Source organism: Archangium lansingense (assembly GCF_026626635.1).
Classification (GTDB): domain Bacteria; phylum Myxococcota; class Myxococcia; order Myxococcales; family Myxococcaceae; genus Archangium; species Archangium lansingense.
Genome location: NZ_JAPNKA010000001.1, coordinates 9,589,866 through 9,605,429 on the forward strand (window position 1 = coordinate 9,589,866; position 15,564 = coordinate 9,605,429).

Sequence of the window (15,564 nt, forward strand, 5' to 3'; positions counted from 1 at the left end):
GCCGTCTCCTTAACGACGTTAAGGATGCATTTAACGCCGTTAAGCTGTCAAGCTCGTGAAGAGCGGAGGTGGTGAGCGAAGTGGCGACTCGACTGGACCGGGAGCGGGTGGTGGGCACGGCGCTGCGGGTGCTCAACGAGGTGGGGCTGGAAGGGCTGACGCTGCGGCGGATCGCCAGCGAGCTGAACGTGCAGGCTCCGGCGCTCTACTGGCACTTCAAGAACAAGCAGGAGCTGCTCGACGAGATGGCCACCGCCATGCTGCGCGACCTGGTGAAGGCTGAGCGTCCGGCCGGGCAGGCGCGGGGGTGGCGGGAGTTGATGGCGGAGATAGCGCGAGGCCTGCGGCGGATGCTGCTGGGCTACCGGGACGGCGCGAAGGTGTTCAGCGGCACGCGGCTCACGGATCCCTCGTTGTACGCGTCCCTGGACGCGATGCTGCGCCAGTTCGTGGAGGCCGGGTTCTCACTTCGCGACGCGGTGAGTGGCTACTCCACGGTCTACAACTACACGGTGGGGTTCACCATCGAGGAGCAGGCCGTATACCCCATGCCGGGCGAGCGCAAAGCGCAGTACGATCTGGCGCGGCGCGCCAAGCGGATGGAGGGACAGGGAGTGCCGCTCGCCCAGGCAATGGGTGAGGAGCTCTTCACGGGGTTCGACGACCGCTTCGAGCGCGGCCTGGAGCTCATCCTCAATGGAATCGAGCAGTCCCTCCCTCATAGGAGATGAGCTCGGCCTCGCGCCATCTGCCAACGCCTACCTGAAGCAGCTCCAAGCAGACACTGGAGCGCAATCCAAGAGGGACTCTAAACACAATCACAAACGTATCGCTCCTTCGTCAGCCCGTGTGAAACGGAGTACAACCAAGGAGCAGTCCCATGAAGGTCAAAACGAATATCCGTGGTGGCTTGAGACCGGTGCAGCCAGTCGAAATCGATTTCATCCCTTACATCCCGCCTCCCAGCATGGGTGGCGGATGCCGCGGCTATCCCTAGCCGAGGTGGGAGAACACGCGTTTGATGTTTGATTCGAGTCGCCAGTGGATGGTGCCACTCGCTGGCGACTTTGTTTTCTTGGTGTGCAGGGGGCGTCATCGCCAGGAAGGTCCCGGTGTATCCGGCGGGGGTAGCCCGCTCGTCCTCTCAGCAGGGCGTCCGGAAGCGCCGCGCATCACAAAGCCGCGTTCCCTGCTCAGTCTTGAGAAGAACCCTATCCGTCTGGAGCAGCCCCTCCGCGCCAGCACATCCCGGGCTTGCTCCCAGGAGCACGCCCATGAGTCAGGAAGCCGTGTCGGTCGAGCCCCATGAGATGCTGTACCTGCCCATGCGGCGTCGCTCCACGAGCGAGTACGTGACCACCCCCGAGGGCACTCGGGAGCTGCACATCTTCTTCGGCATCAAGGAGATCACGATCGATGAGCCGGACCTGCTCTCCTTTGGTGAGGCGTTGCTCGCGCAGGACCAGTTCATGGCGGGCAGCGCCACCACGTGGAGCTCGGGTGAGCCCTATCCGTGGGAGCGTGTGAGGGAGCTGCTCGAGACACTGTTGGCCGAGGACATCCTCTCTCGCGAGGCCCCGAAGCCGCCTGCCGGGAGAGAGCCGAATCAGAGGTTCCTGGAGGCCGAGGCCAAACGGGAAGCCCCCACCGAACCCCTGTGGTGGAACCCGGACTGTCCCCGCGTCATGGAGCAGTTGGTGGGACGGCCGCTGGAGCTGGGCTTCCTCGAGACGGTGCTCCCGGTGCATCGCCTTGCACACCCGGCGCTCGACGCGGAGGGTCGCCATGTCGGTGAGATGAACGTCTTCCCCGAGGCCATGCGCATGAAGCGCCCGACGGAGTGGCGGGTGTGCCCCTACCCGGGCAGCCGCTATCGGGACGAGGCGCCGATGAACGTGACGGCGCTCAAGTCGATGACGCGGCACTGGAAGCCCGTGTTGCAGGGAGTGCTCGCGGTACGCGAGGAGTTTCTGCGCCACTATTCCCTGCTCCCAGACGGGCGCTGGCAGCTGGGGGACCTTCACGCCCTGTCCTATGCCGTGCTGGCCCTGCCAACCCTGCTGCTGATGCGCGCGAATGCGCCCGTCCCCAACGGCGCGCTGGATCCCGTGCTGTCCTCCATGTTCCGGGTGACGGACGGCGTGCGGATGATGACGTCCTATCTGCTCCTGCTCCTGGAGAACTCGATGGCGTACGACGCGCCCATGACGGCGGCCGAGCTGTACCGCCTCACGGAGCAGACCAACCAGTTCCTCTCGAACCGCGGCGTTTGCGCCGGTCCCCCTCACATGGTGGAGGAGTTCTTCGCGACGCTGCTGGATGGTAAGCCCGTGGCGGGTGCGCCCAGCTCCACGGCGGCGTGGGATGCCGAGCTCCCCGCGGCAATGGATTACGGGATGCTCGGGCTCCAGCTCTATTCCCTCCAGTCCAACCTTTGGAGCCACATGTGCCGCGCCCACGCGGTGATTCACGCGGCGCTGGTCGAGGTGAAGGATGAGCCGGGTGGCGCCCTGGGCCGGCTGCGCGAGCGTGTCGAGCGCGATTGGCCGATGATCCAGCTCTCAGGATTGCATCAGGCCACTTCGCGAGACCTGGCCGAGGCCCGCTACGGCGAGATGTACGAGCGCGCCCAGCACGGCCAGCGGGGATTCCGACAGGACGCGCTGCATCGCTTCCAGGAGGCGTTCACCCCCGCGAGAGACGCGGTGGATGAGAGGGCCCGCCAGCAACTCCGGGAGCTGATCCGCTCACGCGCGGGCGCTCCCTCGGGGAGCCGGGGGGACGTCCTCGATACCGTGGCGGATACCGTAGCGGAGCACCTGTCCATCGAGCGCTCAGCGCTTCGCGCCATGGAAGGTGCTCAGCGCCAGATCAATGCATTGCTCCAGCGCCCTCACCCGGCACGGAAGCTCTCCGGCGCAGATCTCTCGCTCAATCACCACCTGCGCATCGGCACCATCCTGATGCGGCCCCACCTGCTGGACACGCTCCAGGATGAGCTGGGCGTCACCATTGAAAACACGGAGGACGCCACCTACTGCCACTGATTGACAGATGCGGGAGAAGACTACCGGCGGGCAGCGCGCTCGGCCTCGGCCAGGCGCTTCTGCGACAGCTTCAGGTACTGCTCGTCCATGTCGATGCCCACGTAGCGCCGGCCCAGCTTCATCGCCGCCACACCCGTGGTGCCGCTGCCGTTGAAGGGGTCCAACACCAGGGCGTCCGCGGGCGTGCTCGCCTCGATGACGCGCTCCAGCAGCGACACCGGCTTCTGCGTGGGGTGGCTGCCGTGCGCCTTCTCCTCGCGGCGCGGCGCCGTCATCGTCCACACGCGGCCGGACTCGTCGGCGGCCAGCTCCTCGTCACCCGTGCGCGGCAGCGCCCACACGTCGCGCATCTGCTTGCCGCCGTTGTCCGCCTTCATCTTCGCGTAGTTGAAGGTGTGCTGGAGCTTGGCGGCCGGCTTGGGCGAGGCCCAGATGAGCAGCTCGGAGGAGTGCGTGAAGTAGCGGCACGCCAGGTTGGGGCTGGCGTTGGGCTTGTACCAGGTGACGGTGTTCAGCAGCTTGTAGCCGAGCTTCTGCATCGCGAAGCCGACCGAGAAGATGACGTGCTGCGTGCCGCTCACCCAGATGGTGCCGGTGGGCTTGAGCACCCGCTGGCAGGCCTTGAGCCAGGCGGTGGTGAAGGCGTGGTCCTCGTCCACCCCGCGCGACACGTCCCAGCCGCCCTTGTTCACCGCGGCGCGCTTGCCGTTCTTGCAGGTGAAGCCGCCGTTGGACAGGAAGTAGGGCGGGTCGGCGAACACCATGTCGAAGGTGCCCGGCTCGAACTGCTCGAGCAGCGCCAGGCTGTCGCCCTGGTACAGCCGGTACGCATCGCTCTTCGCGTAAAGGCTCTCGCGCAGAGAGGGCTGCTGAACGAGCTTCAGGGCAGTGGCTTCCGCGGACATCTCGCCTCCGTCAGGGGTCGTCGTGACGGGCGGGAATGTGCGGTCAACACGCTGCTACGTCCAATTTCTGGTCTGTAGCACCCTGAAACTTGACGCGAAACGCGAGCACCAGAAACGCCGCGAGCACGGCGGGAGTGCCTCTCATCGAGACCTTCCAGCGCCGTGCTCGGCGGGTACAACGAAGCTGTGCGGAAGAGACTAGGCCTTGGCCTTCTTGGCGGTCTTCTTCTCGGCCGAAGCCGTGCCCTCGGCAGGAGCAGCGGCGGGGGCGGCACCCTCGGCGGGCTTGGCCGCGTACTTCTTGCGGAACTTCTCCACGCGACCCGCGGTGTCGAGCAGCTTGTACTTGCCCGTGAAGAAGGGGTGGCAGTTCGAGCAAACTTCCACGGTGAACGAGCCACGCGTGGACTTGGTCTCGACGGTGTGACCGCACGCGCAGGTGATACGGGCGGCCGGGTAGACCGGGTGCAGATCGGGCTTCATTTGGACAACTCCCTGCGCCTTGCCCCCACGCTGAGGTGGGAGGTCTGGCGTTCTAGAGGTAGGCCGGCGCTTATAACGGCGGACCGGCCCTGGCACAAGGCCCGCGACCGGGCCCTGTCCAGGCTAGTGAGATGCGGAGCCCGGGGGTTCGATTCGCTCCACCCGTTTCTTCACCTCGGCGTCATCCTGAACGCTGCTGCTGAGCTGGATGTAGGAGAGGTGGTGCGTGCGCTCGGCCCCCTGCTTGCCCGCTTCCACCTGTAGTGCCAGCGCCTTCCGGCGGGCCTCGAAGCTGGCGATGGTCTCCTCCCACATCTTCCGGTTCTTCTCGTCCTTGGCCGCCGCGTGGCTTTGCCTCGCCTGCTGGAGGTTGCTGTCGAGGATCTTCAGGCCCTGCTGGGCCCGCTCCGTCTCCGAGAGGTCCACGAAGGGCCCCTTGCCCCCCACGGAGAGTGTCAGCTGGCCGATCTGCCGCCCCCGCTCGCCCGTTGGCACCAGGACGGCGAAGTCGTTGCGCTGGGCCACGCCCTGCCCGCGGCCCTCATGCGACTGCAGGATGAAGTCCACGGCCTCGCCCGACTCCTGGGACAGCTTGACGGCCGCCTCGTAGGGCACGGCGGCGAGCACCACCACCACGTCCACCTTCTCCTTGGTGCGCAGACGTCGCGACTCGGCGATGGCCGCCGGCACCGGAGGCCTGCCCACCACGCCCTTCTGGGTGGTGACGGGTCCCTCGGGGGAGAGGCCCACCAGACCGAACTTCACGCCCCCCACCGTCACCACCGTGGAGGCCGAGAAGAGCGGCTTGCCCGCCGCGTCCACGAGGTTGGCGGACAGCAGCTTCAGCTTCCGGCCCTTCGTGGACCGGGTAAGGAAGTCCGTCCCGAGCGTCAGATCGCGCGCACCTACGGCCATGGCAGTGGTGCCCGTCGCGTCCATCAGCTCGAGCAACAGCCCGGCACGCTCCTTCTCCTTGGGGTCCCCTCCAGACGTGGAGGATTTGAAGAGCGCATTGCCCGCGTCCAGCACCAGCACCGGCCCACCCTTCGCGCGCTCCTGCGCCAGGGCCGTCTTTCGTCTGGCCAGACCGCCAGACGGGTTGTGGCGTCAACCACAGGGGGCGATCTCGCCCCCGTTGTCTCCGGTGAAGAGGAGCACCACCTGCCTGGTTGCCGCCCCTGCCATGAGAGGCGTCAGCAGCAGCGCGAGCACGGTCAGCAGCGCCAGACGCAGCTTCATTTCTTGCCACCCTTCTTCGGCTCGGCCTTCTTCGCCTTGTCCAGCTCGGCCAGGCGCGCCTTGGCCGTCTTCGCCGCCTCCGACTTCGGGTAGCCCTTCACGAGCTCCTCGAGCGCCAGCCGCGACTCCTCCTGCATCTTCAGCTTCTTGAAGCACTCCGACGAGCGCAGGTAGGCGTCCGGGGTGGAGTCGGCCTTGGGGTACTCCTGCAGCAGCTTGCCGTACTCGAAGAGGGCCTCGCGGCACTTGTCCTCGGAGAAGTACGTCTCCCCCAGGCCGAAGTGGGCGTCGGAGGCCAGCGCGTCCTTGGGCCACTTCTTGAGGAACTCCGAGTAGAGCTGCCGGGCCACGGCCACGTCGCCGCCCTTCGCCTTCTCCTGGGCCAGTGCGAGGAACTCCTTCTTGTCCGTGGGCCGCTTCAGCTCCTCGGCCTTCTTCTTGGCCTCGGCCTCCTTGAGGGCCTCGTCGCCCTTGAGCGCCAGCAGCCGCTTCTCCGTCTCCGCACTCGTCTTGGAGAGCGCCCCCTCCAGCTCGCCAATCTTGTAGAGGTACGTCTCCACCTGGCCCCGGAGCTGGGCCAGGTCCTCCACCGTCTTCTGGAGCTGGATGCCAATGTCCGCGCCCGAGCGGCGTGAGGCGGTGTCCAGGCTCTGCAGGGCCTTGGAGACCTCGGCGATCTTCGCGTCGATCTTCGGCAGCGTGGCGTCGAGCTGCTCACGGGTCTGCTTCAACTCCGCCTGGAGCTGCGCCTGGGTGGCATCGAGCTTCTCGAGACGGGTCTCCAGCGCACGCCCGCGGTCCGCGGGGTAGAAGCAGCCGGAGAGCACGAGCGGGAGGGCGATCAGGGCAAGCCTTCGCATAGGGGGGCGCATCTTACGGACAAACCCCCTGGCCCGCTCGGGCTTCTTCGCGGCCTCGCGCCTCGCCTGCCTGCCCGTCAACGCACCGGGTCTGGACCCGCGGCCCGCTCCACCCGCTCGATGGCGCGCGCACAGGCCACCTGGAGCCGGGCGTTGTTGAGGAAGAAGGGGGTGGCACGGGCCCTCCCCTCCTCCAGCGAGCGCAGCGCCCGCCGGTACTCCGCAGCGGACTCGGTCAGCGAGCCCCGCTGCTCCAGCAACATGCCCAGCAGATAGCGCGCCGCGGACAGGTCCGGGTCCAACATGAGGCAGCGCCGCAGCGCCTCCGCCGTCTGGGGACTCGCCTCGCCGCCCGCGGAAGCCCACTCCAGCACCTGCGCGAAGAGGGCATCCGCCTCCGTGTGCGCGCCGGCCTCCCCAGGCCGAACCTCGGCAGGGGTCGCCACCTTCGGAGAAGCCACCGCCGGAAAGCGCCCTGACACCGTGAGCTCCGACGCCTTTGGGGAGGCACCTACCGCCGGCAAGCCGCTGGAGCTCGGCCTCATCACGGGTCCGGGCAGCACCGCTTCGGTGATGGCCGTGCCCTGCGGCGCCCGGGCATAGAAGAAGGCCTGCTCGAAGCGCTGGGTGCGCAGGCTCGGCGGCGCGCGCAGCAGCGGCTCGGCGGCGGAGAGCACCAACATCCCCTCCGGCGCGAGCCTCACGGCCAGCGACGCCACCACCCGATCGAAGGACTCGGGGGTGAAGTAGATGAGGACGTTGCGGCAGACGATGATGTCGAAGCCCTGCCCCTCCGCCGCCACCGGGTACGGCAGGTCCATCAGGTTGTGGCACTCGAAGCTGGCCCGCTCCTTCAGGTGCCCCACCAGCGTGAAGCGGCCCCCAGGGGCGGGCAGAAACCAGCGCTCGCGCATCCCCGACGGCACCCGCTGAAACTGCTCCGCGCTGAAGCACAGCTCCCGCGCCCGCGCGATGGCTGTCTCCGAGATGTCCGTGCCCAGCACCGTGCTGTCTGGATCCGCTCCCACCTCGGCGAGCAGCACCAGCAGCGTGGCCACCTCCTCACCCGTGGCGCAGCCGGCGCTCCACAGCCGCAGCGGCCGGCGCATCCTCGCCACCATCGGCTCCAGCACGTGCATGCGCAGCGCCGCGAGCTGAGACTCGTCCCGGAAGAGCTCCGTCTTCTGCACGGAGATGGCGTCGATGAGCTCGGCCAGGTCCGCCGCGCCCGCGGGAGACTGCAGGTGCATCAGGTACTGCGCGCTCAACCCACCCGGCCGCGCCGTCAGCTTCTCGTCCAGCCGCCGGCACTGCAGCTCGCTCAAGGCCATGCCCGTCCGCCGCGCGACGAACGCGTGGAAGGGACTGGCCGCGGGCGGGAAGGTGGGAGGAGCCACCGGCGCTCAGCGCCCCGTGGAGAGGGACTCACCCCGGGCCAGCCGCACCAGGGCGCCCGCGATGTCGTCGCCATGAACGAGGTGATCCACCGCCTTGCGCGCCACCGACGCACCCGGCATGCCGAACACCACGCACGACTCCTCGTTCTGCGCCAGCGTCAGTCCGCCGGCCTGCTTGATGGCGAGCATGCCATCCGCGCCGTCCTCGCCCATGCCGGTGAGGATGAGGCCCAGGGTGCGCCGCCCGTAGGCCTTGGCCGCGCTCTCCAGCAGCACCGTGCCCGACGGCATATGCCCGTCGCGCTCCACCCCCGGCCGCAGCGCCACCCGGCCGCGGAAGGGAACGGACATGTGCAGTCCCGGCGGGGCGATCAACACGTTGCCCGGCAGCAGTTGCTCTCCGTCCGTCGCCAGCCGCACCTTCAGCTTCGAGGAGTTGGCCAACCAGCCCGCCAGCGACTCGGAGAAGGCGGCGTTGATGTGCTGGACGATGACGATGGGCGTGGGGAAGTCCGCCGGCAACTCAGAGAGCATCCGGAAGAGGACCTGCGGGCCACCGGTGGAGCTGGCCACCGCCAGCACCCCGTAGGGCATACCCACCACCGGCGTGGGCGCCACCGCCCCACCCATGCCCGGCAGCGGCGGCCGGCGCTGCTTGCTGTTGTGGATGTGCCGGATGACGCGCACCGAGGACAGCAGCTTCACCTCGCGCGAGAGGTTCCACGCCTCCGTACCCGCGTCGATGGCCGGTTTGATCTGCAAGGCCAGCGCGCCCAGCTCCAGCGCTCGGCACGTCAGCTCCGGCGCCTGCTGCCGCGGATCCGCCGTCAGCATCAGGATGGGCGTGGGCACCTCGGCCATGATGTGCTCCACGGCCGTGAGCCCGTCCATCACGGGCATCTCCACGTCCATGGTGATGACCTGCGGACGTAGCTCCCGCGCGGCCTCGAGCGCCTCCTTGCCGTTGGCGCAAGTTCCGACGACCTCCAGATCCGGATCCTTGCCCAGTGCTTCGCAGATCAGCTGTCGGCAGATGTGCGAGTCGTCAACGACCAGCACTGACACTTTCTTGCCCATGTGGCTTCCATACCCCGTGCGCGGCCCCCCGAGTATACCCAATGTAGCCCACTGTCCCGCGGGCGTACGTCAGCCCAGGAGGCGGCCCACCACGTCCACCAGGTCCTGACGCACCAGGTCACCCTTGGTGATGTAGCCGTTTGCGCCGGCCGCCAACCCGCGCTGCCGGTCCTCCTCTCCTCCACGCGTGGTGAGGATGACCACCGGGAGAACCTTGTGGGTCGCATGCCCCTTGAGCCGGCGGGTCAGCTCCAACCCGTCCACCCGGGGCATCTCCAAGTCGGTGCAGACCAGGTCTACCTTGGGGCCGTTGGAGGCCCCATTGATGGACCCATTGAGCAGTTCCAGGGCCTCCATGCCATCGGTGGCCATGACCACATCGTACCCGACGGCCTCCAGCAGGGAGCCGATCAGCTCCCGGGTGAGGGGGGAGTCGTCCACCACCAGGATGCAGCGACGGGGAGCGGGAGGCGGGCGAGCGGCCGCGGGCGAGCGAGGCACCCGCAAGCCCATGGCGCCCTGGGCACTGGCGATGAGGTGGGCCGCCGACAGCACCATGGCGAGCCGACCGTCCGCCAGGGTGGTGGCCCCCGTGAGGTGCGGGAAGTGAGCCATCAACCCCTTGAGCGGCAGGATGGCCTGGACGCTCTCCTCCAGCACCCGGTCCACCGCCAACGCGGCCGTGGCGCCCTGGCTGCGCACCACCAGCACCAGCGCCCCCTCGCCCGCGTCCTCCTCCGGCCCCAGCCCGAGCAGGGCGCCCAGCGAGGCAAAGGGCATGGGCTGATCATCCACCTGCAGCACCGCACGCCCGGCCACTTCCTTGATTTGAGAGGCCTCCACCTTCACCGCCCGCGAGACATGGACGGCGCTCAGGCAGAGCGTCTCCTCGGCCACCTTCACGAAGAGCAGCGGGGACACGGTGAGGGACACCGGCACCCGCAGCTCGAAACACGTGCCCCGGCCCGCCGTGGACGACACCGACACGTCTCCCCCCAGCGCCCGGAGCGAGCTGCGCACCGCGTCCAGCCCCACGCCCCGCCCGGAGATATCGGTGGCCACCTCGCGCGAGGTGAAGCCGGAGAGGAAGATGAGCTCGCGCGCCGCCTGGTCCGTCAGCGCCGACGCCGAGGCCTCGTCCAGGTAGCCCCTGCGCACCGCCGCCCGGCGCAGCATCGCGGGCTCCAGCCCCACGCCGTCATCCTCCACCCGCAGCACCAGCCGGTTGCCGTCGCGCGCGGCTCCCAGCGTCAGCTTCCCACGCGGGTGTTTGCCCGAGGCCACCCGGTCCACCCGTGACTCCAGCCCGTGGTCCAGCGCGTTGCGCACCAGGTGCAGCAGAGGGTCTCTCAGCGCCTCCACCACCGCCCGGTCGGCGCGGGTGTCCTCACCGTCCACCACCAGCTCCGCTTCCTTGCCCAGCTCGCGCGCCAGGTCCCGCACCATGCGCGGGTAGGGCTCGAAGAGGACGGAGAGCGGCAGCATGCGCAGGCGCTGCACCTCGTCGGCCACGTAGCCCAGGTCGCGCAGCTCCTCGTTGGCCAGCAGCTTCGCCTCGCGGTGGAGGGCGGCAGCCAGCTCCTTCGTCCTGCCGAGCCGCTCCGACAGCGCCGCGGCCGCCGGCCCCAGGTCCTCCGCGGCTCGCGCCAGCAGGCTCAGCTCTCGGGCCAGCTCCAGCCGCCGGGCGGTCGCCAGCTCGCGGCGGCGCGAGACCTGGGTGAGGTTCGTCACCGCACTTGTCAGCAGCTCCAGGCTCGCCACGCCGATGCGCACCGAGCCGTCCGCACGGTCCCCCGTGCGTATAGAGGGCGTCGAGCCCGTCCGGACCGGGACCTCGGGCGAGGCCGGCGGCATCCGGTTGATGGTGGTGGTGGCCGTGACCGCCGCGGAGGCCTGCACACGCGGCGGCTCCACCGGCACCGACCGGCCCGTCAAAGGGGGCCGTGGCGCGGAGGGCGTCGGAGGGGGCGGCGAGGGAGGAGGCGGCTGCCGGGACACCAACGAGGGCATCATCACGCCCAGCGGGGCCGAGCCCCACGCGGGAGTGACTTCCTCCCGGTCCTCTCGCTCCCTGTCCTGGGGTTCTTTGCGTACGGGCGGAGCGGCGGGCTCTCCCCGGGAGACCGGGGCCTGAGCCGAGCTCGGAGTGGGCGGCGTGGGAGCGGACGCGGGTCCCGCCGCCTCGGAGCGGGTGCACTCCTGCAGCCACCGCACCAGCTTGTCCACCTCGGGGGGTGTCTGCGCCGGCTCGGGCGACGCCCCGGCCAGCACCAGCACCGCGTCTCCCGCCTGGAGCAGCGCGTCGATGGAGCCGGCGGACAGCGCATGCTCGACGCGCTCGGTGGAGCGCACCAGCTCCTCCATCTCGTGCACCACGGAGTTGATGGCGTCGAAGCCCATCATCCGGGCCTCGCCCTTGAGGCCGTGCAGCTCGCGCAGCACCGTGCGGCCGGCTTCCAGGCTCGCCCCCGCCTCCAGCTCCACGATGCGGCGATTGATGCGCTCCAGGCGCACCCCCACCAGCTCGCGGAACTGCTTGAGCAGCTTCTCCCGCGCGCTCACACCTTCCCCCCTGAGGCCGGTGGATCAATCTGGAAGCGCTCCACCACCCCGCGCAGATCCTTCGCCAGCGTGGACAGGTCCCCGTTGGCGCTGATGACCTGCTTGGTGGCGTTGTGGCTCTGCTGGGTGATGCGCAGGATGTCCGCCATGGCCTCGGCGAGCAGATCCGTTCCGCCCTGCTGCTGCTGGGTGGCCAGCGAGATGGCCCGCACGGCGTCCGACGTGCGCCCGGCCAGCTCGACGATCTGCCGCAGCGACTCGGAGACCTGCTGCGCCAGCGTGGTGCCCGTCTCGGTGGCACGCACTCCGCCCTCGGTGGCCATCACCGCCGCCCCCGAGGCGTCCTGCACCTCCTCGATGAGCCCCTCAATCTCCTTGGTGGACTCGATGACGTTCTCCGCTAGCCGGCGCATCTCCGCGGCTACCAGAGAGAAGCCCTGTCCCACCTCGCCTGCCTTGGTGCCCTCCAGCTCGGCGTTGAGCGCGAGCAGGTCCGACTTGTCGGCCACCCCGTTGATGAACTCGACGATCTTGCCAATCTGCTGCACGCGCTTGTTCAACCGGGCCACCGCGGCGGCGATGGCCTGGTTGTCGTGACGCATGCGCGTCATCGTCTCCAGGAAGTCCTCGGCGCTGGCCTGTCCGTTCCGGGCCGCCGCGAGCGTCTTGTGAGCAATCTCCGCCACCGAGCCGGCGTTCTCGGCAATCTGCCGGGCCGAGCGCGCCAACTCCTCGGTGGTGGCGCTCGTCTCGTCCAGGGAGCTGGCCTGCTCGGCGGCACCGGCCTCGTAGCGCGAGGAGGTGGAGAGGATCTCCTCGGTGGTGGTGGCAATGCGGTAGCCGGCGCGCTGCAGCTGCGACAGCACGTCCGCCAGGTGGGCCCGCATGGTGGTGAAGGCACCGGACACGGCCCACACCTCGTCCTCGGCGGGGATGATGCGCGCGCGGCTGAGGTCGCCCTCGGCGATGCGATGAGCGTCCTCCCCCAGCAGTCGCATGGGACGGCCCAGCAGCGTGCCTCCCAGGTAGGCGGCGGCCAGGGCCACCCCGAAGACGAGCACGCACAGCGCTCCGCCAGACCACAGCGCCTCGGAGCGCAGCACCTCGGCCAGCGCCGCCTGCCTCACGGGGCTGGTCTCCGCCAGCACCTGATCGAACGCCCGCTCGGCCAGTACCGTGCACACGTCCCAGATGAGGGCCGCCGGCGTCACCACGACAATGGCAGTGAAGAGGCTCAGCCGCAGGCGGATCTGCGAGCGCCGGGGCGCCACGGAGATGGCCAGCTCGGGCGTCAGGCCCAGGGAGCCCATGTCCAGCACCACGCGCCGGGCCCGCAGCGTGACGAGGCAGTACGTCAGCAGCGCGGAGAGCGGACCGAAGAGCAGTCCCGGAAAGCCGATGCGCAGCGCATCCTCCAAGCTCGTGGACGCGCCGCTCACCCACAGCCCCAGGTTCACGAAGACGGGGGTGAGCAGCCACGTGGCGAGCGTGGAGACAAAGGTGAAGTCCGCGAGGCGGTGGACCTCACGCAAGGCCTGCCCGAGCTGCTCCGGAGGAATGGACCCTTGTGCGGACTCCACGCCCAGCAGCACCCGCAGCCGGCGCAGGCCAAGGATCGCCTGCAGCACGATGGAGATGCAGGAGAACACCCCCGTCAGCTTGAGGAGCAGCGGGATGCTGTCGTCCAGGCGCTCACCGAGGGTGAGCTGCGAGTAGCGCCCGCTGAGAATGAAGGTGGTGAGGTTGGCGTAGACGACCGCCATCACCAGGGGGCGGCTGAAGGGACGCCGGACACGAAGGAAGCGCGGGGCCCGCATCACCCCTCCCTCTCCGCCACGCGGAAGCGCTGCACCGTGGCCTTCAGGTCGCGCGCCAGCGCCGACAGGTCCGTGTTGGCGGCCACCATCTGCTGGGTGGCCTCGGCGTTCTCCTCGGTGACGCGGAGGATGTCGCCCATGGCCGCGGCGAGCTGATCCGTGCCCGTCTGCTGCTGCTGGGTGGCCAGGGAGATGGAGCGCACGGCGTGGGAGGTCTGCCGCGCCAGCTCGAGGATGAGGCCCAGGCTCTGATCCACCTGAGCCGCCAGCGCGGCACCGCGCTCCGTCGTCTTCAGGCCCGCCTCGGTGGCCATCACCGCCGCCTGGGTGGCGTCGCGGATTTCATCGATGAGCCGCTCGATGGCCAGGGTGGAGGACAGCACGTTCTCCGCCAGCCGCCGCATCTCCGCGGCCACCAGCGAGAAACCCCGGCCGGGCTCGCCCGCCTTGGTGCCCTCCAGCTCGGCATTGAGCGCCAGCAGGTCCGACTTGTCGGCGATCTCGTTGATGAACTCCACCACCTTGCCGATCTGCTGCACCCGCTTGTTGAGCCGCACCACCGCGTCGGCGATGGCCTGGTTGTCACCCTTCATGCGGTGCATGGCGGCGAGGAAGGCCGCCGCGCTGCGCTGCCCGCTCTGCGCCGCTCCGAAGGTCGTCTCCGCCATGGCCGACACCGACTCGGCGTTGACGGCGATCTGCTGCGCCGAGCGCGCCAGCTCCTCGGTGGTGGCCCGCGTCTCGTTGAGCGAGATGGCCTGCTCCCCCGCCCCCGTCTCCTGGTCCGCCGAGGTGGCCACGAGCTGCTCGGTGGTGGAGGAGATCTGAAGTCCCGCGCGCTGCAGCTGCACCAGCGCCTGGGCGAGCTGGGCCTGCATTCGGGTGAAGGCGCCGGACACGGCCCACACCTCGTCCTCGGCGGGGATGAAGCGCGGGGTGCGCACCTCACCCTGGGCGATGCGGGTGGCGTCCTCGGAGAGGGCCCGCAGGGGCTCGGCCAGCACCGTGCCAGCCACATACGCCGTGCCCACCACCAGCACCACCACCAGCCCGGCCAGCAGCCCCAGCTGCACTCCCGTGGCCTGGCGAGCCTTGTGCACTACCTTCTGCTGCCTCGCGGAATCTCCCCGGGCATCCTGAATCTCATCGAAGGTCTTCAGGGTGCGGCTCACCGACACGTCGAGGATGAAGACGGACGGGCTGAGCACGGCCACCGCGGTGAACATCACCAGCCGCCGCCGCAGCCGCAGCCGCTCGGCGGGAAGCGCGGCGATGACCTCCTGGGGAGACAGGCCCTGCGCGGCAATGCGCTCGGCGGCCAGGCGGCCCCGGCGTACCACCAGGAGGTAGACGAGCATGGCGGAGAGCGGACCGAGCGACAGCCCCACCATGCCGATGCGCATCCCCATGCTCCACTGGGCATCCGCCAGGGGCGGGAACGTCGCCGCCAGCATCAGCGCGCCCCCCAGCCAGCCCTGGAGCGTGAACCAGAAGCAGCGCCCGGGGATGCGGCGGACCTCTTGGAGCGCCCGGCGCAGGTTGTCCGGGTTGGGAGGCAGCCGCCCCTGCGCCATCGCCCGCAGTACGCGCAGCGCGTGACGCTCCTGGGCGCCGGACAGGACCGCATTCATCGCCAGCACCGCCAGCAGCAACCCCAGGAAGAGCCCCACATGGCCCTCGGGCACCGACTGGGTCAGCCTGCCGTAGAACAGCGCCAGCCCCAGCCCCACCGTCCCCCCCAGCCAGGATGGACGCGTGGTCCACTCCGCCAGGCCCTTCAGTCCCTCCGGCGCGCTCATGCGGCCTCCCGGGTGGTGGGCGCCAGGAAACGCCCGAAGTCCACCAGCGACATCAAGGGCCACAACCCGCCTCGCACCTGGACGAAGCCGCGCAGGCTGCCCCCCGCCACCCGGCCCAGTAGCGCCGGAGCCGGCAACAGCGTCAGAGGCTCGGAGTCGATCTCCAGCGCGTCCACGCCCACCGCCTCACCCGACGCAGCCACGAGGATGCGCTCGGCCCCCGTGGCCACGCCAAAGGCTCGGCACGCCGAACCCGCCCGGCCCTCGAAGGTGCTGGGAGATTCGATGGTGGCCACCTCATGCGCGGCGAACGCCACCCGATGGTGGCCCGCCCAGCACAAGAGCATGCCGGTGATGCTGCGGCTGCCCGAGGCCATG

At 69.4% G+C, this 15,564-nt stretch carries 14 protein-coding genes and 1 pseudogene; 3 read left to right on the top strand and 12 right to left on the bottom strand.

Annotated features, from left to right (window positions below; all coding sequences use genetic code 11):
- The first annotated feature begins 80 nt into the window (after positions 1-80).
- Positions 81-731, top strand: a complete 651-nt coding sequence (locus OV287_RS37965; protein ID WP_267538929.1) for a TetR/AcrR family transcriptional regulator C-terminal domain-containing protein — start codon at positions 81-83, stop codon at positions 729-731.
- 543 nt (positions 732-1,274) lie between these two features.
- Positions 1,275-3,047, top strand: a complete 1,773-nt coding sequence (locus tag OV287_RS37970; RefSeq protein WP_267538930.1) for a hypothetical protein — start codon at positions 1,275-1,277, stop codon at positions 3,045-3,047.
- Between the two features lie 20 nt (positions 3,048-3,067).
- Here the strand turns inward: OV287_RS37970 and OV287_RS37975 are convergent, their stop codons facing one another.
- From OV287_RS37975 to OV287_RS38010, 8 genes are all read right to left on the bottom strand, one after another.
- A complete protein-coding gene (locus tag OV287_RS37975) occupies positions 3,068-3,952 on the bottom strand; it encodes a DNA-methyltransferase (RefSeq protein WP_267538931.1) in 885 nt (294 codons plus the stop codon).
- 198 nt (positions 3,953-4,150) lie between these two features.
- Positions 4,151-4,435, bottom strand: a complete 285-nt coding sequence (gene rpmE / locus OV287_RS37980; protein ID WP_267538932.1) for a 50S ribosomal protein L31 — start codon at positions 4,433-4,435, stop codon at positions 4,151-4,153.
- 123 nt (positions 4,436-4,558) lie between these two features.
- Complete coding sequence (locus tag OV287_RS37985; RefSeq protein ID WP_267538933.1) at positions 4,559-5,470, bottom strand: metallophosphoesterase family protein; 912 nt, start codon at positions 5,468-5,470, stop codon at positions 4,559-4,561.
- A gap of 72 nt (positions 5,471-5,542) precedes the next feature.
- Positions 5,543-5,674 (bottom strand): hypothetical protein, encoded by a 132-nt coding sequence (locus OV287_RS37990; protein WP_267538934.1) that lies wholly within the window; start codon positions 5,672-5,674, stop codon positions 5,543-5,545.
- Complete coding sequence (locus OV287_RS37995; protein WP_267538935.1) at positions 5,671-6,534, bottom strand: tetratricopeptide repeat protein; 864 nt, start codon at positions 6,532-6,534, stop codon at positions 5,671-5,673. The genes OV287_RS37990 and OV287_RS37995 overlap by 4 nt, the downstream gene beginning before the upstream one ends.
- 77 nt (positions 6,535-6,611) lie before the next feature.
- Positions 6,612-7,931 carry a CheR family methyltransferase gene (locus tag OV287_RS38000; protein ID WP_267538936.1) on the bottom strand — a complete coding sequence of 440 codons (1,320 nt, stop codon included), beginning with the start codon at positions 7,929-7,931 and terminating at the stop codon, positions 6,612-6,614.
- Between the two features lie 6 nt (positions 7,932-7,937).
- Entirely contained in the window at positions 7,938-9,008 is a 1,071-nt protein-coding gene (gene cheB / locus OV287_RS38005; protein WP_267538937.1) for a chemotaxis-specific protein-glutamate methyltransferase CheB, read from the bottom strand.
- A 69-nt stretch (positions 9,009-9,077) separates the two neighbouring features.
- Complete coding sequence (locus OV287_RS38010) at positions 9,078-10,781, bottom strand: hybrid sensor histidine kinase/response regulator (RefSeq protein ID WP_267542487.1); 1,704 nt, start codon at positions 10,779-10,781, stop codon at positions 9,078-9,080.
- Here OV287_RS38010 and OV287_RS38015 point away from each other — a divergent pair.
- Complete coding sequence (locus OV287_RS38015; RefSeq protein WP_267542619.1) at positions 10,774-11,142, top strand: hypothetical protein; 369 nt, start codon at positions 10,774-10,776, stop codon at positions 11,140-11,142. The genes OV287_RS38010 and OV287_RS38015 overlap by 8 nt on opposite strands.
- Positions 11,143-11,312: 170 nt before the next feature.
- On the opposite strand, the pseudogene OV287_RS38020 reads toward OV287_RS38015, so the two are convergent.
- From OV287_RS38020 to OV287_RS38035, 4 genes and pseudogenes are all read right to left on the bottom strand, one after another.
- Positions 11,313-11,570 (bottom strand): annotated as a pseudogene (locus OV287_RS38020) (Hpt domain-containing protein); the annotation flags it as partial.
- Positions 11,567-13,387: a methyl-accepting chemotaxis protein gene (locus OV287_RS38025; protein ID WP_267538938.1), complete on the bottom strand. Its 1,821-nt coding sequence runs from the start codon at positions 13,385-13,387 to the stop codon at positions 11,567-11,569. The pseudogene OV287_RS38020 and the gene OV287_RS38025, both read right to left, overlap by 4 nt.
- Positions 13,387-15,186: a methyl-accepting chemotaxis protein gene (locus OV287_RS38030; RefSeq protein WP_267538939.1), complete on the bottom strand. Its 1,800-nt coding sequence runs from the start codon at positions 15,184-15,186 to the stop codon at positions 13,387-13,389. The genes OV287_RS38025 and OV287_RS38030 overlap by 1 nt, the downstream gene beginning before the upstream one ends.
- Positions 15,183-15,563 carry a protein CrdC gene (locus OV287_RS38035; RefSeq protein WP_267538940.1) on the bottom strand — a complete coding sequence of 127 codons (381 nt, stop codon included), beginning with the start codon at positions 15,561-15,563 and terminating at the stop codon, positions 15,183-15,185. Before OV287_RS38035 ends, OV287_RS38030 begins: the two co-directional genes overlap by 4 nt.
- Position 15,564: the final 1 nt, after the last annotated feature.